Consider the following 20,148-nt stretch of genomic DNA (forward strand, 5'->3'; position numbering starts at 1 on the left):
GCGGGTAAAGTCCGCCGGGTGACGCGCCGCTTCCGCTTCCCTGTGCCCGAGGACGAGCTGTGGCACTGGTTCGAGCTGGGGGGAGCCGGTCAGGTGTTGCGGCAGATCACCTTCCGGGGGCCTGCTTCCGTGCCCGTGGTGGCAGCCGAGCCGGTCGAGGTGGCGCGAACACGGCAGGCGTGCGGGGAGTGGGGTGTGCGGCTGTACGAGACCGTGTACGGGGTGCCGGTGCGCGCACCGGTCGCGGAGCCGCCGGGCGCCCGGTCGGTCGACGCTCGGGAGTTCGATGTGGCGTGGGGCCGTGCCCGGTCCTTCCGTCAGTGCCACGTCCGCCATGACACCGGTCCCCTGCCGGTCGGGACGCGCCTGACCGGGACCTTCGCCCGCTCGCCGTGGGGCCCCGGTGTCACGGGGGTCTTCGTCGACGTCGGTCTGCCCGCCGCCGGCTTCGTGGACGCCTCGGTGCTGCTGGGGGCGGAGTGCGAGTGGCCCGCGGAGGGCACCCCCGCCGAGTTCGAGGTGGTCGACCTGCGCGTCGGCGGGGGCCGTCCCCAGATCAGGCTGCGCCCGACAGCAGCTCCCGCACCCGGCGAGCCGTGGCCGCGTCCCGGGCCGTCGTGAACGGCAGGACATTGCCGCCGGTGATACGGAAGGGCTCGCCGGCGCGGGTCAGGTGGGCGCCGCCCGCCTCCTCGACCAGGAGGATGCCCGCGGCGTGGTCCCAGGCCAGCTCCCAGCTGAACGCGGTCGCGTCCAACTCGCCCCGGGCGACGGCGAGATACTCCAGCCCCGCCGAGCCGCAGGGGCGCGGCCTGACCCCGTCGGTCCACAGGCCCAGCAGCTCGCGCTTCTGTGCGTCGGTCGTGTAGTCCGGGTGCGAGGTGGCGACGTCCAGGTCCCGGCCGGGCTCCGGTGCGCCGGAACGCAGCCGCACGCCGTCGAGGTGGGCGCCCCCGCCCCGTATGGCCGTGGCCATTTGGTCGCGGGCGGGGGCGTAGGTCCAGGAGGCGAGCAGGACGCCGCGCTGTGCGAGCGCGACCAGCGTGCAGAAGCCGGGGTCGCCGTGCACGAACTGGCGGGTGCCGTCGACGGGGTCGACGATCCAGACCGGGGCATCGCCCTGGAGCGCCTCGTACGACGCCGGATCGGCGTCCACCGCCTCCTCGCCGACCACGACCGAGCCGGGCAGCAGCGCGCCGAGCACTTCGGTGAGGTATTTCTCGGCGAGCCGGTCGGCGTCGGTCACCAGGTCGTGCGGTCCGGCCTTCTGGTCGACCTCGTGGTCGGCCAGCTGCCGGAAGCGGGGCATGATCTCGGCCGCGGCCGCCTTACGGACCGCTTCTTCCACGTCTGCCGCGTGCTGGGCGAGAAACTCGTCGATGGTTTCGTTGTCTTTGATCACCCCTCCATGAGAGCACGCCCCACTGACAATCCCCGCCCGCCGGATGGCCGGCGGATGGCGTCGGCGTGAACATGAGGGGCGGATATCAGCAGGTCAGACACCGGATCTCGGCGTCCGAGGCCTGTCCTTTCGGGGCCGAGGCCTGTCCTGTCGGGGTCCAAGGCCTGCCCTCAGCGCCCGACCGCGTACCCCTGCATCCCCCGGGGATTCGCCGCCGCCGACAGCACCCCGGTCTCCGGGTCCCTCGCGACCGCGCACAGCCGCCCCTCCGACCAGGCGTCGCCGACGGTCACCTCGTGCCCGCGCCGCCTCAGCTCCTCCACCACCTCGACGGGCGTACGGGACTCCACGGTGACGCTGCCCGGTCGCATCCCGCGGGGGTAGAAGGAGCCGGGGAAGCTGTCGTTGTGCCAGTTCGGCGCGTCGATGGCGCCCTGGAGGTCGAGGCCCGCGCGGACCGGGGCGCGCAGGGCGACCGCGAGGAGGAAGTGCAGCTGCCACTGGTCCTGCTGGTCCCCGCCGGGCGTGCCGAAGGCCATCACGGGCACGCCGTCGCGCAGGGCGATCGAGGGCGTGAGCGTCGTACGGGGCCGCCGTCCCGGCGTCAGCGAGTTCGGCAGGCCCTCCTCCAGCCAGGCCATCTGGAGCCGGGTGCCGAGCGGGAAGCCCAGTTCGGGCACGAGGGGGTTGGACTGGAGCCAGCCGCCGCTCGGGGTGGCCGCGATCATGTTGCCCCAGCGGTCGACGATGTCCAGGTGGCAGGTGTCGCCACGGGTGCCGCCGTCGGCGGAGACGTCGGGCTCGTCCGGCACCGGTGACGTCGGGCTCTTGGCGACCGTCGGCTCGCCGACGCCCATCACGTCGAAGCCGGGTTCGTCGCAGGCCACCACGCGCGCGTGGGCGCACAGTCGCGGGACGCGGCCGCCCGGGCTGCCGGGCCGCAGCTCGTGGGAGGCCTTCTCGCCGACCAGTTCCCGCCGGGCCGCGTTGTACCGGTCCGACAGCAGCTCGGCGAGCGGTACCTCGGCCGCGTCGCCGTACCAGGCCTCCCGGTCGGCCATGGCCAGCTTGCAGCCCTCGATCAGCAGATGGACGTACTCGGCGGACCCGTACCGGGGCAACTCGGGCGGGAGCAGCGCGAGTTGCTGGAGGAGGACCGGGCCCTGGCTCCAGGGGCCGGCCTTGCACACGGTCCAGCCGTTCCAGTCGTACGTCGCCGGCGCCTCGTAGGCGGCGGACCAGCCGGCGAGGTCGGCGGCCGTGAGCGTGCCGGAGTGGCGCTCACCGCTGGTGTCCAGAGTGGGCCGCTGGGCCTGCCGCACGAGGGCCTCGGCGATGAATCCGGTGCGCCACACATCCCGCGCGGCCTCGATCTGCGCGACCCGGCCCCCGGCACCGGCGACCTCGTCGAGCAGCCGCTTCCAGGTGGCGGCGAGGGCGGGGTTGCGGAACAGTTCCCCGGGCCGGGGCGCCTTCCCGCCGGGCAGATACACCTCGGCCGACGAGGTCCACTCCGTCTCGAACAGCTCCCGCACGGTCTCGACGGTCTCACCGACCCGCTCCACGGGCGCGTGCCCGTCCTCGGCGTAGCCGATGGCGTACTGGAGCACTTCGGCGAGCGTCTGCGTGCCGTGGTCCCGCAGCAGCAGCATCCAGGCGTCGAACGCGCCGGGCACGGCGGCGGCGAGCGGTCCCGTGCCGGGCACGAGGTCCAGCCCGAGCCCCCGGTAGTGCGCGACGGTCGCCCCGGCCGGTGCCACGCCCTGCCCGCACAGCACGCGCACCTCGCCGCCCGCCGGGGCGATGAGGATCGGTACCTCACCGGCCGGTCCGTTGAGATGCGGCTCGACGACATGCAGCACGAACGCGCCGGCCACGGCGGCGTCATAGGCGTTGCCCCCGCGTTCCAGCACGGCCATCGCGGACTGCGAGGCGAGCCAGTGGGTGGAGGACACCATGCCGAAGGTGCCCTGGAGGGTGGGGCGGGTCGTGAACATGTGGGCTCTCACCTCGCTGTTTACGCGCGTCGGCCGGTCGGAACTGCGCTCGGGATCGGACTTGGGGAGAATCCGGGGAGTCCGGGCCGGAGCTCTCCTCCGCTCACTCCCCCGGCAGGCTATCGATCACCCTGCGCCCCTTCTTCCCCGCCTCGGGCATGAAGTGCGCGTAGCGGTCGAGAGTGATGGTCGGCGACGAATGCCTGACCGGCCGGCAGAACCTGGAGATGTTCGGCCGGCTCTTCCACCTCGGCGTCAAGCGGGCCAAGCTGCGTGCCACCGAGCTGCTGGAGCAGTTCGACCTGACCGACGCCCCCAGCCGCTTGGCGAAACCTCATTCGTCACAGGCGTTTCAAACGTCGGCGATTCGGCCAATCCCGGCCACCCGAGAGCGGCCCCAGCACGGCGGCCACGCGTTCGGCCCCTTGCATTTCAAGGGCCCCGGCGCGTCCGGAATCGAGCGCGTTCGAATCCTGATCCGCGTCGTTATGCCGTGCACCGCCGAGCCATCCAGGTGCGGCACCACCCCAAGGAGGGACCAGGTGACTGTGACCGACGCCTCGACTTCAACCCCCGAGACACCTCCCCCTCCGCCCCCGGCGGCCATCACGTTCGAGGGCAAGTTCGGCAAGAACCCGCTGGAAGGCGCCAGTTTCGGGGCCATGTGCCGACGCCTTCCCGCCGTGCTCGCCCACACCGCGCGCAAAGCGTGGGCCGTCGACCGGGCGGGGTCTGTACTGCTCCTCGTGTGCCAGGCGCTCACCGGTATCGCGGCCGCCGTCGTCCTCGCCTGCACCGCCCGTGCGATGACGCACATCCTCGACCCCGGCACGGTGTCCGAACGTCTGCACGGCGCCGTGCCTGCCCTGGTCGTGGTGACGTTGGCCGCGGGCGTCGGCCGAATCTGCGGCCTTCTGTCCTCCTATGCGGACGGACGGATCACTCCTGTGCTGACCACCGATGCCGACGTCGCACTCGTCGCCGCCGTGCTGCGGGTGGAGTCGTCCGCGTACGGGCAGGACGGGTTCGCCGACCAGCAGGAGGCCGCAGAGATCGGCGTCACCAGAACCCGGCTGATGGTGCAGGACGCGCAGCGGTTCATGTCCGCCATGATCCGCATGATCGCCGCGAGCGGGGTCATCACCGCTCTGCACCCGCTGATGCTGCCGGTGCTTCTCCTGGCGGTGCTGCCCGCCGGCGTCGGGGCCGTGCTCTCTGCCCGCGTGGACTACCGGACGCACTTCCTCAACCTCGGTGACCGCAACGTGCGCGCCATGATGCGGTCGTGGACCACCCACTCCCGCTTCGGCGACGAGATCCGCGCCAACGGCATGACCGGCTACCAGATTTACTGGTACCGGGCCCTGTCCGACCGCATCGACCGCCGCACCCTCGAAGCGGCGCCGCAGATGCTGCGTATCCAGTTGTCCACCAGCGCCCTGGGCGGCTTCTTCCTGATGTGCACCTGGGCCACCCTCGCCTGGCTGGCCATCACCGGACGCATCGCCCTGCCCGTCGCGGCCACCGCTGTGGTCGCCGTCCAGACCGCCCTGGCCGCGCTGTCCCAGGTCGTCATCAATGGCGCCGCCCTGTTCCACACGTCGCTCTACCTCGCCGATATGCGGGCATTTCTCGGCATGGCACATGAACGCGCCCCGAAGCGAGGGGAGTTGACCATTCCCGAGCGCATCGACGAGATCCGGATCGAGGAGGCCGTCTACCACTACCCCGGCAAGGAGGACCCGGCCGTCGCGGGGGTTTCCCTCACCCTGCGCCGCGGCGAGATCCTGGCCGTCGTCGGCGCGAACGGCTCCGGCAAGTCGACCCTCACCAGGCTCATCACCGGGATCGTGCTCGCCGACAAGGGACGTGTCCTGTGGGACGGCGTCGACCTCGCCGATGCGGACCCCGACGCCGTGTGGAGGCGCACCTCGCTCGTGCCGCAGAACTTCGCGTGCTGGCCGCTGCGGGCTCGCGAGAACATCACCTTGGGCCAGCCCCTGACGCACGACGACGAGCTCGTCTGGGACGCCATCGACGCCGTCGGCATGCGCGAGGAGATCGAGAAGCTGCCCCGGCAACTCGACACCCTGCTCGCCCGAGAGCTGTGGGGTGGGGCCGAGTTGTCGGGAGGCCAGTGGCAGCGGCTCGTGTGCGGGCGCGCGCTGTACCGCCGCACGCCGCTCATGATCCTGGACGAACCCACCTCGCAGATGGACGCCCGCGGCGAGCACGCGATCTTCACTCAGATCAAGCGCCTGGCCCCGCAGCGCATGACGATCGTCGTCACCCACCAGTTGGAGAACACCCGGCTCGCCGACCGCATCCTCGTGATGGACAGGGGCAGAGTCGTCGAAGAAGGCACGTACGAGAACCTGGTCAGCGCCGGGGGCCAGTTCGCCGAACTCGTCGCCCTGGCCAAGGACCGCTGACCCGTCCCGCCCCACGACACGACACGACACGACAACAGAATCTGGACGCACATGACAGACAGCTGGAAGACCATCGCCCGCCTCGCGGGCCTCCTCGAAGATCACTCCACGCTCCCCCGTGAGCAGCGGATTCTCCTTCAACTGCTCAAGATCCAGGAGGAAGCCGGAGAGGTCGCCGAAGCCGTTATCGGGGTGACGGGGCAGAACCCGCGCAAGGGCCACTCCCACACCTGGCAGGACGTCGAATCCGAGATCTGCGACGTCATCGTCACCGGCATGGTCGCGCTCATCCGCATGAACCCCGACGCCGAGACCGTCTTCGCACGGCACATGCAGCGCATCGCAGACCGCGATCTCGACGACTCCGGAAGGCCGGCCACCGGCAACGCCATGCGCGCGCAGTCACCCCAACCGGACGATGCGCCGACCGCGTCCGAACTCACCTGACGCGGCCCGAAAGGAACGTCATGGTCGACACTTCTCGAGATATCGACCGACCGGGATCGACTGCGCACCAGACGCACTGTCCGCCGCCCGCCACGCACACCCGATCCTGATGCGACGGCTCCTCGCCCCGTAGAACTCCTCGTCCGGCCCGAGGACGAGGTTGGTGGCTTGAATCGCCTTGCCTCCTGCATCGAGCAGGCGCGAGGCTCTGTCTCGGTGAGTAGTCTCACTTGTGGCGGGCCGTCAGGTTGCCGATGCGGGGCGGGGGTGGGTGCATTGGGCAGGTGGTTCAAGCGTCACCGCAAGCACGATGGCGAGCCGGCACGGCAGTCGCCGCCGGCCGGGCCGACCCTCGAAATCACGATCACACAGGGCGGGCGCACGGTCGCCACCAAGAAGGTGGGCGGCACGATCGCCGTCGGGATGCAGTACTCGGCCTACGTGGAGCAGTACGGCGCGACCGACGAACGGACGTTGGAGGTGAGATCCCGCTATGCGCAGGAGCTGATGCGGGAGAACAATGTCGACGATGCCGTGGCCGTCTACCAGGAGATCGTCGCGCTGCGCAGTGCGACGCTGGGGCCAGAGCATCCCAACACCCTGCGCAGCAAGCACAGTCTGGCCTTCGCACTCTGGCAGCGTGGCTCACTCGCCGAAGCGGAGCGTGTTCAGCGAGGGGTCTACGAGGCGCGTCGCCGCGTGCTGGGGGAATCCGACGCAGAGACGTTACTCAGCGGCGACAACCTGGGCTGGTTGTTGACAGAGCTGGGTCGCAGCGGTGAGGCCGAGCCGATCTTGCGGCAGGTCGCCGATGGTCTGACACGGACACTGGGCAAGGACGACACACACACTTTGTCCAGCCAGATGAAGCTGGCGGGAGTCCAGCACATGCTGGGCAGGAGCGACCAGGCCGAGCGGGCCATGCGGGCCGTGATCAAGCGGATGAGCAGGACGCTGGGTCCCGTCAGTCCCCTGGCGCTCCAAGCCCGCAGCAACCTTCTGGTCATCCTCCTCGACTCGGGCCGGGCGGCTGCGGCGGTCGACGCCGCCCAGGCGCTGGCAGAGGACGCGGGACGCGCGGTCGGCGACACCGACGAGGTGAGCCTGCATGCCCGGCACTCCCTGGCCCGAGCACTGGCAGGAGTCGGCAGGAGTGACGAGGCGACCCAGCTGCTGGCGGCCACTCTGCCGGACAGCGAACGGGGCAGGGGCGTCGATCACCCCTCGACGCTGGACATGCGCATCCTGTTCGCCGAGCTGCTGACCGAGGCGGGTGCCCCCCGGGCAGGTCAGGAGGCACGAGCCGCACTGGCGGGGTGCGAGCGCGTGCATGGCCCGGGTCATCCCAGAACCGAGAGGGCCCGCACCGTGGTCCGGCGTAACCGTTGACGGTCCGCGGTCACCCGCCGCTGTGGATGTGGGCAGCCCACAGCGTCGGTACCAGGGGATAGCGGTCCCGAAGGCCACGCACGGCCGAGTGCAGCGCGTACGCCGCCGCGTCACCCGGATTGCCGCGCTCGTAGAAGGCGGTGGCCAGTTCGAGGGAGATCGCGTCGTCGATCTCCCACAGGGTGCCGATGACGTGCCGGAATCCGGCGAGCTGGAAGGCACCGGTGATGTGCAGTGACTCGTCGACCAGGGTCAGCGGGGCTTGGGAGGTCGCGCAGGCCGACAGGAACGCGAGCTCGGCGACCAGATCGAGTTCGGATACGTCGGCCACGGTGAGAGGGGTGTCCTGGTGGTCGTGGGTGAGCAGCCTCCCTTGCGCCGGGTCCAGCGGGTCGGCGACCGCGTGGCACGCGAAGTGCGCGTAGTTCGATCCGGCCAGCCGCTCCAGGATCTGCCGCCGGGTGGCCGTCTCGTCCAGCCCGGTCCATGCCTGGGGCAGTGCTCGCGCCGCCAGGGCCGCCTCGCGCTCGGCGGCGGGCAGGGCGCCCGGCCCGCCAGGAGTGTGTCGCATCGCCACGACGCAGGACCGGCCGTCGGACCGGGTCACCCGCGTCCCGTTGCGCATCCGGGCAAGCGCGGTCACGGTCGGGGTGTAGGAGGAGACCACCCGGTCGAGGGTGGATTCTCCGGTGTCGGCCTGGGCGGCGTGCAGCGGGAAGAAGGCGAGAGGGCCGACCGGACACCACCACACGCGTGGGAGTTGACCGGCTGCGCTGTGAGCGTCCAGCCGGTCGAGAACCGGTCCCACGAGGGTGCGCCACAACCAGTCCAGTACTTCCGTGAGCACGGTCTGGGCTCGCATTCGGCTCCGGGCGTCCGCCGTGGGGTCGTGCGACGTGGTGGTGGCCTCCTCCAGCAGCCGCAGGTTCGCCATCGCGTCGGTCAGTGACAGTTCGGGGAGTGGCAGCACCTCCGCGCGGTGGTTGCGCAGGATGAGTGCGTCACAGCGCATCTCGCTCGGGATCGGGATCACCACGGTCTCGCTCAACTGGTCGAGCAGCCGACGTGCGCTGGGCGGGCTCAGGAAGTCGCTCAGGCCGGGCAGAGCACGGATCGTGTCGAGCAGGACGTTCCATTCGGTTTCCCGGTCCCGGCCGAAGGTGGTGGCTCTGGGCCGGTCCGGTGTGGGTGCTTCGAAGTCCCGGCGCATCCGCTGGAATTCGACCGCCAGGCCTTGGTCGGCGCGCTGGAGTGCGGCCAGCTCACCACCTGGCGTCAGCCGCTGGTTCAGCAACAGGCCCCGGCCCCGCTCCAGTAGCTCCAGCGCTCGCTCCGGCTGCCCGGCGTTCACCGCACAGGACGCGGCAGACGCGGCCAGCCCGGCCGCCGAGCCGAGGTCGGCGTACTGGTCGTGGCGGGTGCGTCCCCGAGAAGCCAGCCGCGGCAGCAGCGCGATGGCTTCGTCGAAGGCGTCCGTCGCGGCAGCCCACTGGCCCAGTGCGGCCAGCGAATGCGCCGCCTTGTCGAAGACCTGGATCCGAGTCGGCACCGGGCCCGACTCGGTGCGTCCCGCGGCGAGAGCTCGCTCCGCGGCCTCGGTGAGGCAGGCTGGGTCACCGGTGCGCACGTAGGTCGCACGCAACGCCTGGGCGAGGGACAGTCCGGTGGCGACGCGCTGGGGGTCACGATGAGGCAGGGCGTCGTTCGCCGACCGGAACAGAGTGATCGCCTCCTCCAGGTAGGCGGGCTCCTGCGTGGCCTCGTAGAGCTTGCGCAGGCTGTAGCCCAATTGGTCCAGGTAGAGGGCATGTTCGGTCTCGGTTCGCACGGAGAGCGCAAGGCCCCTGCGCTGCAATCCGATCGCCAGTTCCAGGGGAGCGATCTCACCGGTCAGCTGGTGGGTCTTCACGGCCACCGTGGACAGGTTGACGAGCGCCCTCCGATGCTCCGGATGCTGCTCCGGCACTGTGTCCAGCACGGAGAGGAAGGACTGCCAAGCCTGTTCGAGCAACTCGCCCCGCCCGGTACGCTCGAACAGGACGAGCAAGGCCTGACCGGTCATGAAACGCGGCCCGTTGGTCAGCGGGGTGTGCCGCCGCAGCAGCGCGACGGCCCGTTCGACGTCGTCGGTGTGGGTGGTTCCCTGTGCTCTGGCCAGCAGGCAGTTCGCCATCAGTACGACGATCTGCTCCTGGTTGGGGCCCGTGGTGGTCACCGAGGACAACAGCTCCATCGCCTCGTCGACATAGTCCTCGACACCGGTGAGCCGGTAGGCGCGTAGCAGGGCCTCCGCATGGACACCGTGCAGAACGGCCCGGTGTTCCTCACTGATCCAGCGCTCGGCCATACCGGCGTAGGACATGGCCCCGTAGAGCGTGTCCACCGAACCGTCGAACTCGTGTCTGACCTGGTACACCTGGCAGGTCTTCAGCATCAGCAGCGCGTCGCGCGCGTGGTCGGTGGAGACGTCTTCCGCGAACCGCAGGTACTGCTCGGCGATGTCGAGGTCATGCGGATCACCGCCCACTCGGGCCCTGGCCATCAGCGCGTCGGCGAATGCGAGCACGGCCTGCACGCCGTCCGCAGTGTTCAGTTCCCTGGCCAGCGAGGTGCCGGCCATGGCGCGGATCGCGGTTTCCAGCACGGCAATGGCCTCGACCAGGTCCTCCTGCGCCTGGACCGCGCGGTACCTGCCCAGCAGCGCGGCTCCCAACTCGGCCTGAACCACGGCCCGTCGCCCGTCACCGGGCGGATATCCGGCCACGGCGTGACGCCAGTGGGTGACGGGGTCCCCCGAATAGTGATTCACCGACACTCCTCCCCGCTACTACTCTTGCTCAGACTGCCAGCCACGTCCTGGCCCCGGGGGAGGTCATCTCGCAATGAGCCAATCGAGCCCAGTGCCGGACAGGCGACTCGACAGCGATCGGGCGAATCGGCTGTCCCGCATCTGCGCGGACATCGCTCAGGTGAGCGACCTGCTGGGGCCGGACCCCGCACAGGTCCTGGCGAGGCTGCGAGACCGGACGCTGCCTGACGAGGACGTGGACGCCGTGCTCGCCGAGGTGACCGAACTGATGCGTGCCAGAGGGCTGGTCGGCGGCGACACGACCTCCCGAGGGCCCCGTTACCTTCCGCTGCCCGGCCTCCAGGGCCGGCGCCCGGAGGTGGTTCACGTCTGTCCCGGCGGCCTGTGCGACCGGGTGGAGATACCGCGACCGGGCACCGGTGCGTCGCCGGTCTGCGCGGTGTGGGAATGCCCGTTGCCCCGGTTTCGGATGGACCGATGAACACCCTGATCACCTCGCTCGGCGGCAAGCTGGCAGAGCGGTGGCTCGCCGGACTGGTGCTGCCCGGCGTCGTGTTCGTGGCCGTGGGTGTGATGGCGGTGCGGCTCGGCCACAGCCACTGGTCGGACATGGAGCTGCTGGGGCAGGAACTGAACCGGTTCGCCACCGGGCCACTGACCCGGGACAACGGCTCTGTGCTGCTGGTCGCGCTGGGTGTCGTGCTGTCCAGCGTCGTCGCGACGGAGACCGCGCGGAGCCTGGAGCGGCTGGTCGTCGTGGTGTGGACCCAGGACTGGGGCAGGCTCGGCGGGGCGTTGACCCGGCGTCGGAGGCGACGGTGGGACGCCGCCATGGACACGTACGAGACCGCACTCCGGGACAAGGCGCGGCGGCTGCGCTCCCCCGACCCGCAGACCGGACCGCTTCCGGACATCCAGGCGTTGGCTCGCGCCTGCGACCGGATTGCGCTGACCGAGCCGGCCCGGCCGACGTGGATCGGCGACCGTATGCTCGCCGCGGCGGTACGGGTGCAGGCCTGCTACGACCTGGACCTGGCCAGTGCCTGGCCCCGGCTGTGGCTGCTGCTGCCCGAGGAGGCGCGTGGTCCGCTTGTCCTGGCACAGAGCGACTTCGCCGGCGCTGCCCGACGGGTGGGATGGGGTGTGCTGTACGTGCTGGTGGGCCTGATCTGGTGGCCCGCGGCGATCATCGGCCTGGGCCTGTGTGTGGTGGGCTGGCGACAGGGCCGCGGCACGGTCTGTGTACTCGCCGATCTGGTGGAAGCGGTGGTCGATCTGCACGTGGGCGCCCTCGGCACCGCACTCGGGCATACCCCGAACGGCACCTTCACCACGGCTGACGGACAGGCGGTCACCCACTTGTTGCGCAAGGGGTTTTGACCGCTGACGCGGCGATCGTGCGGCAGTAGCGGTTGAGGAGCCGGGCAGGCCCCCGGCGTGCGTGTCGCGCTGTATCCCGCGACCAGGACACCGCCGTCCGGGCCGTCGGCCGTGTGGACCTTGCAGGGGTAGGACGTGCCTGGCTTGAAGACGTGTACCTTCCCGGCCCGTGTGCGGCGGGCGTGGCCTGGGCAGGGGAACTCGGCTGTGCGGCGGGCGTGTCGAGCGCGGCGCCCGCTTCTCGCTGTCGCGGTCACGGCCCAGCGGTGCGCCCATCAGCAGTCCCGCCCCAGCCCAGTCATGTCGGGATGAAGCTGGGCCACCAGGGCGGGACGTTGCCCGGGCACAACGGGGCTGGGTAGGACTCCGGAATGCCGAGCCAGGTGACGAGGAACCAGGTGAACCACAGCGTGAAGATGAGTCCTGTAATCAGGGCTGTCCTGCGATGCCGTCTTCCGAGGGTCTTGTGCAGGATCACCCACGGAACCGCGGCGGCGATCCATATGAGAGGCGCAAGGAACAGCAAGGTCATGCTGTTGGCTGCTGCGTTGGCGCCGATGTCACAAGCAGCCCATGCCCTCCCCACCGCAGCAACGGACACCACCGCGGTCAGCCCACCGAAGAGGACGGCAAGGCCAGTTCCTCCGAACCTGCGGCTCGGAGGACTCGACGGCGCCGACTCCATGATCATCTCCCCCCCCGTTTCTCCGTTGGATGCGGACAGTACCAACCTTCTGAAACAGCTGGCTGCGCTCTGACCTGCCCTGACACCGGTCAGCCGTTCTTGGGCCTCCGAAGCCGAGGGCGCCGCGGTGAGCGTGGGAGTCATGGCCCTCAGGACCCGGTGCAGCCGGTCGACGGCGCGCCGTCGCGACAGCTCATGGTGGGACATCAAGACCGGTGCGCTCGGCGAAGGACGCTCACCGGCTGTCTGGCGAGGGCGTTCATCGCCCGGTTCTACCCTGCGGTGGCGGGGCTGGAACGGTACGGCGACACGCACCTGTATCCGTCCCGAGGCGCGGGCGCGTGGGGCCCGCCGACCCGGGTGGGGGCGCCTTCGGATGTGACAATGGTGGAACTCGTGTCGGGCCAAGCATGAGACCGGGCCCACCGGCGAGCATCGCCGAGCCCCGGAGCACGGCCCGGGACACCCCAGAGCACGGCCCCGGACACCCCAGAGCACGGCCCCGGACACCCCACAGCACGACCCCGAAACACCCCACAACACGACGCCGAACACCCCACAGCACGACCCCGAACACCCCAGAGCACGGCCCGGGACACCCCGGAGACCAGGGTCACAGCGTCGGAGAGGGAAAGGTCACAGCCGTGCCCCCTGCTACTCCCTTGTCGATCTGACCTAGCATCCGAGCATGACGGTCCTGCCTGACGACGGGCTCTCGCTGGCCGCCGAGTTCCCTGACGCAACCCATGAGCAGTGGCAACACCTGGTGGAAGGTGTGCTGCGCAAGTCGGGCAAGGACGTCTCGGGCATGGCAGCGGAAGAAGCTCTGTCCACAGCTCTGGAGGACGGGCTCCGTACCCGTCCGCTGTTCACCGCGCGCGACGCAGCGCCCGACCCCGGCCTGCCCGGGTTCGCCCCGTTCGTCCGCGGCTCTCGCGCCGAGGGGAACACGGCAGGCGGCTGGGATCTGCGGCAGCGGCACACCGCGGTCGCGGACGGTGTCGCGCTCGCGGACCTGGAGAACGGCGTCACCTCGCTCTGGCTGGTCGTCGGCGAGGGCGGCATCCCGGTCTCCTCGCTCGGCCGGGTCCTGGACGGCGTCTATCTCGACCTCGCCCCCGTCGCCCTCGACGCGGGAGCCGACGTGGAGCCCGCCGCACGCGAGTTGCTGCGGCTGTACGAGGAGCGGGGCGTCGCCAAGGAGGCGGCGCGCGGCAACCTCGGCGGGGACCCGCTCGGCCATGAGGCCCGTACCGGCAGGTCCTCGGCGTTCGCGCCGGTCGCCTCGCTGGCGCGGCTGTGCGCCGAGGAGTATCCGGGGCTGCGGGCGCTGACCGTGGACGCGCTGCCGTATCACGAGGCCGGTGGCTCGGCCGCCCAGGAGCTGGGCTGCTCGCTGGCGACCGGTGTGGCCTGTCTGCGTGAGCTCACCGAAGCGGGGCTGACGGTCGAACAGGCTTGTGCGCAGCTGGAGTTCCGGTACGCGGCCACGGCCGACCAGTTCCTGACCATCGCCAAGCTGCGGGCCGCGCGCCGGCTGTGGGCGCGGGTGACCGAGGTGTGCGGGGCGCCGAGCGGGCAGGTGCAGCACGCCGTCACCTCGCCGGTGATGATGACGCGCCGCGACCCGTGGGTGAACATGCTGCGCACGACGGTCGCCACGCTGGCCGCCGGGGTCGGCGGCGCCGACGCGGTGACCGTGCTGCCCTTCGACCACGCACTCGGGCTGCCGGACGCGTTCGCGCGGCGTATCGCCCGCAACACCTCGACCATCCTCATCGAGGAGTCGCATCTCGCCCGGGTGATCGATCCGGCGGGCGGCTCCTGGTACGTGGAGTCCCTCACCGACGAACTCGCCCGCGCGGGCTGGGAGTTCTTCCAGCGGATCGAGCAGGCGGGCGGCCAGGCGGCCGTGTTGCGCTCCGGTCAGCTGCGTCAGGACCTGGCCGACACCTGGGAGGCGCGCACCGGCAAGCTGGCCAAGCGGCGCGAACCCGTCACCGGTGTCAGCGAGTTCCCGCACCTCTCCGAGCCGCCCGTGGAGCGCGAGCCCGCCCCCGAGCCCCCGTCCGGCGGCCTCCCCCGGGTCCGCCGCGACGAGGCCTACGAGGCCCTGCGCGCCCGCTCCGACGCCCACCTGGCCGCCACCGGCTCGCGGCCCCGGATCTTCCTGGCCGCGCTCGGCCCGGCCGCCGCGCACACCGCGCGCCTCACCTTCGCCTCGAACCTCTTCCAGGCGGGCGGCATCGAGCCCGTCACCGAGGGCACCTTCGAGGAGAGCGGCGCCACCGAGGTGTGCCTGTGCTCCAGCGACGCCCTGTACGAGGAGCAGGCCACGAGCGTGGCCGCCGGCTTCCGGTCGGCGGGCGCCGCGCACGTGTTCCTCGCGGGCCGGCCCGGGCAGTACACCGATGTCGACAGTTACGTCTTCGCGGGCTGTGACGCCGTCGCCGTGCTGTCTGCCACCCTCGACCGCATGGGAGTGTCCTGATGGGAATCCCCGACTTCTCCGGGATCGAACTGGGGACCCCGGCCACCGGAGGCGGCGCCGACGAGTGGCGTACGGCCGTCAAGCAGGCCACCGGCGGCGACGAACCGCTGTGGGAGACCCCCGAGGGCATCGCGGTCAAGCCGCTGTACACGGGTCGTGACCTGGAGGGCCTGGACTTCCTCGGCACCTACCCGGGTATGGCCCCGTATCTGCGCGGCCCGTACCCGACGATGTACGTCAACCAGCCCTGGACGATCCGCCAGTACGCGGGCTTCTCGACCGCCGAGGAGTCCAACGCGTTCTACCGCCGCAATCTGGCGGCCGGTCAGAAGGGCCTGTCGGTCGCCTTCGACCTGCCCACCCACCGCGGCTATGACAGCGACCACCCACGCGTGACGGGTGACGTCGGCATGGCGGGCGTGGCGATCGACTCGATCTACGACATGCGGCAGCTGTTCGACGGGATCCCGCTGGACAGGATGAGCGTGTCGATGACGATGAACGGCGCCGTGCTGCCGGTGCTCGCGCTGTACATCGTGGCGGCGGAGGAACAGGGCGTACCGCCCGAGAAGCTGGCCGGAACCATTCAGAACGACATTCTGAAGGAGTTCATGGTCCGCAACACCTACATCTATCCGCCGAAGCCGTCGATGCGGATCATCTCCGACATCTTCTCCTTCACCTCGCAGCGGATGCCGCGCTACAACTCCATCTCCATCTCCGGCTACCACATCCAGGAGGCCGGTGCGACGGCCGACCTGGAGCTGGCGTACACGCTCGCGGACGGTGTGGAGTACATCCGCGCGGGCCGCGAGGCCGGCCTGGACGTGGACGCGTTCGCGCCCCGGCTGTCGTTCTTCTGGGCGATCGGCATGAACTTCTTCATGGAGGTCGCCAAGCTGCGCGCGGCGCGCCTGCTGTGGGCCAAGCTGGTCAAGCAGTTCGACCCGAAGAACTCCAAGTCGCTTTCCCTGCGCACCCATTCGCAGACCTCGGGCTGGTCACTGACCGCGCAGGACGTGTTCAACAACGTCACCCGCACGTGTGTCGAGGCGATGGCGGCGACGCAGGGCCACACCCAGTCGCTGCACACCAACGCCCTCGACGAGGCGCTGGCCCTGCCGACCGACTTCTCGGCGCGCATCGCCCGCAACACGCAGTTGCTGCTCCAGCAGGAGTCCGGCACCACCCGGGTCATCGACCCGTGGGGCGGCAGCGCCTACGTGGAGAAGCTGACGTACGACCTCGCGCGCCGCGCCTGGCAGCACATCGAGGAGGTGGAGGCGGCGGGCGGCATGGCCAAGGCGATCGACGCCGGCATCCCCAAGCTGCGCATCGAGGAGGCCGCGGCCCGCACCCAGGCCCGGATCGACTCCGGTCGCCAGCCGGTGATCGGTGTGAACAAGTACCGCGTCGACAGCGACGAGCAGATCGAGGTGCTCAAGGTCGACAACTCCTCCGTGCGCGCCCAGCAGATCGCCAAGCTGCGGCGGCTGCGCGAGGAGCGGGACGAGACCGCCTGCCGGGACGCGCTGGACGCGCTCACCCGGGCGGCCGGCGGCGACGGCAACCTGCTGGAGCTGGCGGTGGACGCGGCCCGCGCGAAGGCGACGGTCGGGGAGATCTCCGACGCCCTGGAGAAGGTGTACGGGCGGCACGCGAGCCAGATCCGTACGATCTCCGGCGTGTACCGCAACGAAGCAGGCCAGTCCCCGTCCGTGGACCGCACCCGCACCCTCGTGGACGCCTTCGAGGAGAGCGAGGGCCGCCGTCCGCGCATCCTGGTCGCCAAGATGGGCCAGGACGGCCACGACCGCGGCCAGAAGGTGATCGCCACCGCCTTCGCCGACCTCGGTTTCGACGTCGACGTCGGCCCGCTGTTCCAGACCCCGGCCGAGGTGGCCCGCCAGGCCGTCGAGGCCGACGTGCACATCGTCGGGGTGTCGTCGCTGGCCGCCGGTCACCTCACCCTCGTACCGGCGCTCCAGGAGGCGCTGGCCGAGGAGGGCCGCGAGGACATCATGATCGTGGTCGGCGGGGTGATCCCGCCGCAGGACGTGGCGACGCTGCTGGAGATGGGTGCGGCGGCCGTCTTCCCGCCCGGGACGGTGATCCCGGACGCTGCCTACGACCTGGTCAAGCGGCTGGCGGCCGACCTCGGGCACGGCATCTGAGTCCCATGGCGATCGAACTCGATACGTATGTGAAGGGTGTACTCGACGGGAAGCGGGCGATCGTCGCCCGCGCCATCACCCTCGTCGAGTCCACCCGGCCCGGGCACCGGGCACTGGCCCAGCGGTTGCTGACCGAGCTGCTGCCGCACAGCGGGAATGCGCGGCGGATCGGCGTCAGCGGGGTGCCGGGGGTCGGCAAGTCGACGTTCATCGACGCGTTCGGCACGATGCTCACCGGGCTCGGCCACCGGGTCGCGGTCCTGGCCGTCGACCCCTCGTCCAGCCGTACGGGCGGGTCGATCCTGGGTGACAAGACGCGGATGGAGCGCCTGGCGGTCGACCCGGCCGCCTTCATCCGGCCCTCCCCCACCGCCGGCACGCTGGGCGGGGTCGCGAAGGCCACCCGTGAGTCGATCGTGGTGATGGAGGCCGCGGGCTACGACGTGGTGCTGGTGGAGACGGTCGGGGTCGGCCAGTCGGAGACCGCGGTCGCGAACATGGTCGACTCCTTCCTGCTGCTCACGCTGGCCCGCACCGGCGACCAGCTCCAGGGCATCAAGAAGGGCGTCCTGGAACTCGCCGACGTGCTCGCCGTCAACAAGGCGGACGGCCCGCACGAGCGGGACGCCCAGGCCGCCGCGCGCGAACTGTCGGGCGCGCTCCGGCTGATGCACGGCAAGGACGCCGCCTGGACACCGCCCGTCCTGCATTGCAGCGGTCGCGAGTCGATCGGCCTGGACACCGTCTGGGACCGCCTCGAACAGCACCGGGCCCTCCTCGACTCCACGGGCCGCCTCGCCGCCAAGCGTCGCGACCAGCAGGTCGACTGGACCTGGACCATGGTCCGCGACGAACTCCTCGGCCGGCTGCACGCCGACCCGTCGGTGCGGGCGGTCACCCCGGGGCTCGAACAGCGGGTCAGGGACGGTGAGTTGACGGCCACGCTCGCCGCCGAGCGGATCCTCGCGGCGTTCGGCGACGGGCACGGAGCACGGCCTCAGCACGCCGACGCGTCGGTACTGCGCGGCGCCACCAGCCCCGACTCGTAGGCGAACACGACGAGTTGGGCGCGGTCGCGCGCCCCCAGCTTCGTCATCGCCCGGCTGACGTGGGTCTTCGCGGTGAACGGGCTGATCACCATGTGCTCGGCGATCTCCTCGTTGGTCAGTCCGCGCGCCGCCAGCGCCGTCACCTCGCGTTCGCGGCGGGTCAGACACTCCAGGCCGGGGGCGGTTGCCCGGTCGGGTGGGCGGGAGACGAACTCGCCGATGAGGGTGCGGGTCACCGCCGGGGACAGGAGTGCCTCGCCGCCCGCCACCACCTCGATCGCCTGGAGCAGGTCGGCCGGATCGGTGTCCTTCAGCAGGAAGCCACTCGCGCCGGCCCGCTGGGGGTGCCCCCTCTGGGGGAGCCTCGAAGACGTACTCGTCGTGCCCGTAATTGGTGAGGATCACCACGCGGACGCCGGCCAGGGCCGGGTCGGCGGCGATGTGGCGGGTCGCCTCGATGCCCGTCATCACCGGCATCTGTACGTCGATCAGCGCGATGTCGGGCACCTGGGCGCGGACCAGCGCCAGGCCCCGCTCGCCGTCCGCCGCCTCGCCGACCACCTCGATGCCGTCCTCGGCCTCCAGCAGGGCCCTGAAGCCCGCCCGCATCAACGCCTGGTCGTCGACGAGCGCCACCCTGATCACGCCGTCCGTCATCCCGCCTCCCCCAGCGGCAGCCGCGCCCGTACGGCGAAGCCTCCCTCCTCGCGCGGGGCGGCGTCCAGGGTGCCGCCGAGGGCCGTGACGCGTTCGCGCATGCCGGTCAGGCCGATGCCGGGCGTGGGCGGACGGGACGGGTCGGCGGCACCGTCGTCCTCGACAAGTACCGTCAAGTCACCGTCCCCGTAAGCGAGTCGTACGCTGACCTTCGCCGGTCCCGCGTGCCGTGCCGCGTTCGTGAGCGCCTCCTGGACGATGCGATACATCGCGCCCGGTCCACCGTCGCCGTCAGCGGGCGCTCCTCCCCCGTCACCGTCAGATCGACCGCCAGTCCGGCCGCCCGCGCCCGCTCCACCAGCAGCGCGGGAGTGCCCGTCGGCTCGTCGGTGCGCAGCACCTCCAGGGTGGCGCGCAGCTCGCGCATGGCCTCGCCGCTCGCCTCCTGGATGGCGAGCAGGGCGGGCGGCACCTCCTCGCCGCGTTTGCGGGCCAGATGCACGGCCACGCCCGCCGGGAGCTTGACGATGGAGATGCTGTGGGTGAGGGAGTCGTACAGCTCCCTCGCTATCCGGAGGCCTCGCCCGCCCGGCGCAACGCCGCCTCCTCCCGGGTGCGTTCGGCCTCCAGGGCACGCTGTTCGGTCTGGCGCAGATACGCCTGCCAGTTGCGGTCGGCGAGGCCCGTCACCACCGCGCACAGGAACCAGCCGGCGAGCAGCAGTGTTTCGCGGACGATGCCCGAGGTCGCCGAGCCCGCCGCCGCGTACCCGCCGAGGAAGACGGCGGCCGCCGCCGCTGCCGTGCCCCGGTGTCCGGTCCGGGACGCCGTGTGCACCGCGCCCACGACCGGGACGGCCAGCCCGGCGGCGGGTCCGGCGTGGACGACGTCGGCGAGCAGGCAGGCGGTGGTGACTGCGAGGACCGCGAGCGGGGCGGTGCGATGCGCGGCCAGGGCCAGCGAACCGGCCACGATCAGCGCGCAGTCCACGAGCCCCGCCCGGTCGTCCGCGACGGCGGCGAGCACGGTGATCACGCCGACCACGACCGCGACGGTCAGGTCGGCGAACCGCTCACGTGTGATCCGGTACCCGCTCATGCCCGCACAGTAGACGGCCCCACCGACAGCGACGTCAGCCCTGTGGACGGCTCTGCGACTACTCCCGGTGGAGTAGTGCCGGGCACCGGCCCGCCCCGGCGTCGCAGCGCCGACTGTCTTCGGCGGTACGACGACCCG

Annotated in this window: 13 protein-coding genes and 3 pseudogenes; 10 read left to right on the forward strand and 6 right to left on the reverse strand. The window is 71.1% G+C overall.

What is annotated here, in order from left to right; genetic code table 11:
* Positions 1-18 precede the first annotated feature (18 nt).
* Positions 19-621 carry a hypothetical protein gene (locus KUM44_RS29230; protein ID WP_217212664.1) on the forward strand — a complete coding sequence of 201 codons (603 nt, stop codon included), beginning with the start codon at positions 19-21 and terminating at the stop codon, positions 619-621.
* Here the strand turns inward: KUM44_RS29230 and KUM44_RS29235 are convergent.
* Both KUM44_RS29235 and KUM44_RS29240 read right to left on the reverse strand, forming a co-directional pair.
* A complete protein-coding gene (locus KUM44_RS29235; protein WP_217212666.1) occupies positions 557-1,402 on the reverse strand; it encodes an inositol monophosphatase family protein in 846 nt (281 codons plus the stop codon). The genes KUM44_RS29230 and KUM44_RS29235 overlap by 65 nt on opposite strands.
* Before the next feature lie 170 nt (positions 1,403-1,572).
* Positions 1,573-3,399 (reverse strand): gamma-glutamyltransferase family protein, encoded by a 1,827-nt coding sequence (locus KUM44_RS29240; protein ID WP_217212668.1) that lies wholly within the window; start codon positions 3,397-3,399, stop codon positions 1,573-1,575.
* A gap of 548 nt (positions 3,400-3,947) precedes the next feature.
* On the opposite strand from KUM44_RS29240, the gene KUM44_RS29245 reads away from it, so the two are divergent.
* The 3 genes from KUM44_RS29245 to KUM44_RS29255 all read left to right on the forward strand — a co-directional run bounded on the left by KUM44_RS29245 (position 3,948) and on the right by KUM44_RS29255 (position 7,667).
* Positions 3,948-5,831, forward strand: a complete 1,884-nt coding sequence (locus KUM44_RS29245) for an ATP-binding cassette domain-containing protein (protein ID WP_308402759.1) — start codon at positions 3,948-3,950, stop codon at positions 5,829-5,831.
* 51 nt (positions 5,832-5,882) lie between these two features.
* Positions 5,883-6,278, forward strand: coding sequence for a MazG-like family protein (locus KUM44_RS29250; RefSeq protein ID WP_254390263.1), 396 nt, complete (start codon positions 5,883-5,885; stop codon positions 6,276-6,278).
* Positions 6,279-6,554: 276 nt separating this feature from the next.
* Entirely contained in the window at positions 6,555-7,667 is a 1,113-nt protein-coding gene (locus KUM44_RS29255) for a tetratricopeptide repeat protein (RefSeq protein WP_217212670.1), read from the forward strand.
* 10 nt (positions 7,668-7,677) lie between these two features.
* Here KUM44_RS29255 and KUM44_RS47300 read toward each other — a convergent pair whose 3' ends face one another.
* Positions 7,678-10,476, reverse strand: coding sequence for a CHAT domain-containing protein (locus KUM44_RS47300; RefSeq protein ID WP_217212673.1), 2,799 nt, complete (start codon positions 10,474-10,476; stop codon positions 7,678-7,680).
* A gap of 73 nt (positions 10,477-10,549) precedes the next feature.
* Here KUM44_RS47300 and KUM44_RS29265 point away from each other — a divergent pair, with 73 nt between their 5' ends.
* Both KUM44_RS29265 and KUM44_RS29270 read left to right on the forward strand, forming a co-directional pair.
* A complete protein-coding gene (locus tag KUM44_RS29265) occupies positions 10,550-10,957 on the forward strand; it encodes a hypothetical protein (RefSeq protein ID WP_217212675.1) in 408 nt (135 codons plus the stop codon).
* Entirely contained in the window at positions 10,954-11,856 is a 903-nt protein-coding gene (locus tag KUM44_RS29270) for a hypothetical protein (protein WP_217212677.1), read from the forward strand. Before KUM44_RS29265 ends, KUM44_RS29270 begins: the two co-directional genes overlap by 4 nt.
* Positions 11,857-12,154: 298 nt before the next feature.
* On the opposite strand, the gene KUM44_RS45835 is transcribed toward KUM44_RS29270, so the two are convergent.
* Complete coding sequence (locus KUM44_RS45835) at positions 12,155-12,541, reverse strand: hypothetical protein (protein WP_254390264.1); 387 nt, start codon at positions 12,539-12,541, stop codon at positions 12,155-12,157.
* Positions 12,542-12,817: 276 nt separating this feature from the next.
* On the opposite strand from KUM44_RS45835, the pseudogene KUM44_RS45840 reads away from it, so the two are divergent.
* The 4 genes and pseudogenes from KUM44_RS45840 to meaB form a co-directional block, all read left to right on the forward strand.
* Positions 12,818-12,955: pseudogene (locus tag KUM44_RS45840) on the forward strand (metallophosphoesterase); the annotation flags it as partial.
* A gap of 274 nt (positions 12,956-13,229) precedes the next feature.
* Positions 13,230-15,032 carry a methylmalonyl-CoA mutase subunit beta gene (locus tag KUM44_RS29280; RefSeq protein WP_217212679.1) on the forward strand — a complete coding sequence of 601 codons (1,803 nt, stop codon included), beginning with the start codon at positions 13,230-13,232 and terminating at the stop codon, positions 15,030-15,032.
* On the forward strand, positions 15,032-17,206 hold the full coding sequence (gene scpA / locus KUM44_RS29285) for a methylmalonyl-CoA mutase (RefSeq protein ID WP_217212681.1): 2,175 nt from the start codon (positions 15,032-15,034) through the stop codon (positions 17,204-17,206). Before KUM44_RS29280 ends, scpA begins: the two co-directional genes overlap by 1 nt.
* A 5-nt stretch (positions 17,207-17,211) precedes the next feature.
* On the forward strand, positions 17,212-18,255 hold the full coding sequence (meaB, locus tag KUM44_RS29290) for a methylmalonyl Co-A mutase-associated GTPase MeaB (RefSeq protein ID WP_217212682.1): 1,044 nt from the start codon (positions 17,212-17,214) through the stop codon (positions 18,253-18,255).
* Here the strand turns inward: meaB and KUM44_RS29295 are convergent.
* Together KUM44_RS29295 and KUM44_RS29300 are read right to left on the reverse strand one after the other, a co-directional pair.
* Positions 18,204-18,912 (reverse strand): annotated as a pseudogene (locus tag KUM44_RS29295) (response regulator). The gene meaB and the pseudogene KUM44_RS29295 overlap by 52 nt on opposite strands.
* Positions 18,909-20,010 (reverse strand): annotated as a pseudogene (locus tag KUM44_RS29300) (sensor histidine kinase). Before KUM44_RS29300 ends, KUM44_RS29295 begins: the two co-directional pseudogenes overlap by 4 nt.
* Positions 20,011-20,148 lie beyond the last annotated feature (138 nt).

Source organism: Streptomyces sp. AC550_RSS872, from assembly GCF_019049285.1.
Lineage (GTDB): Bacteria > Actinomycetota > Actinomycetes > Streptomycetales > Streptomycetaceae > Streptomyces.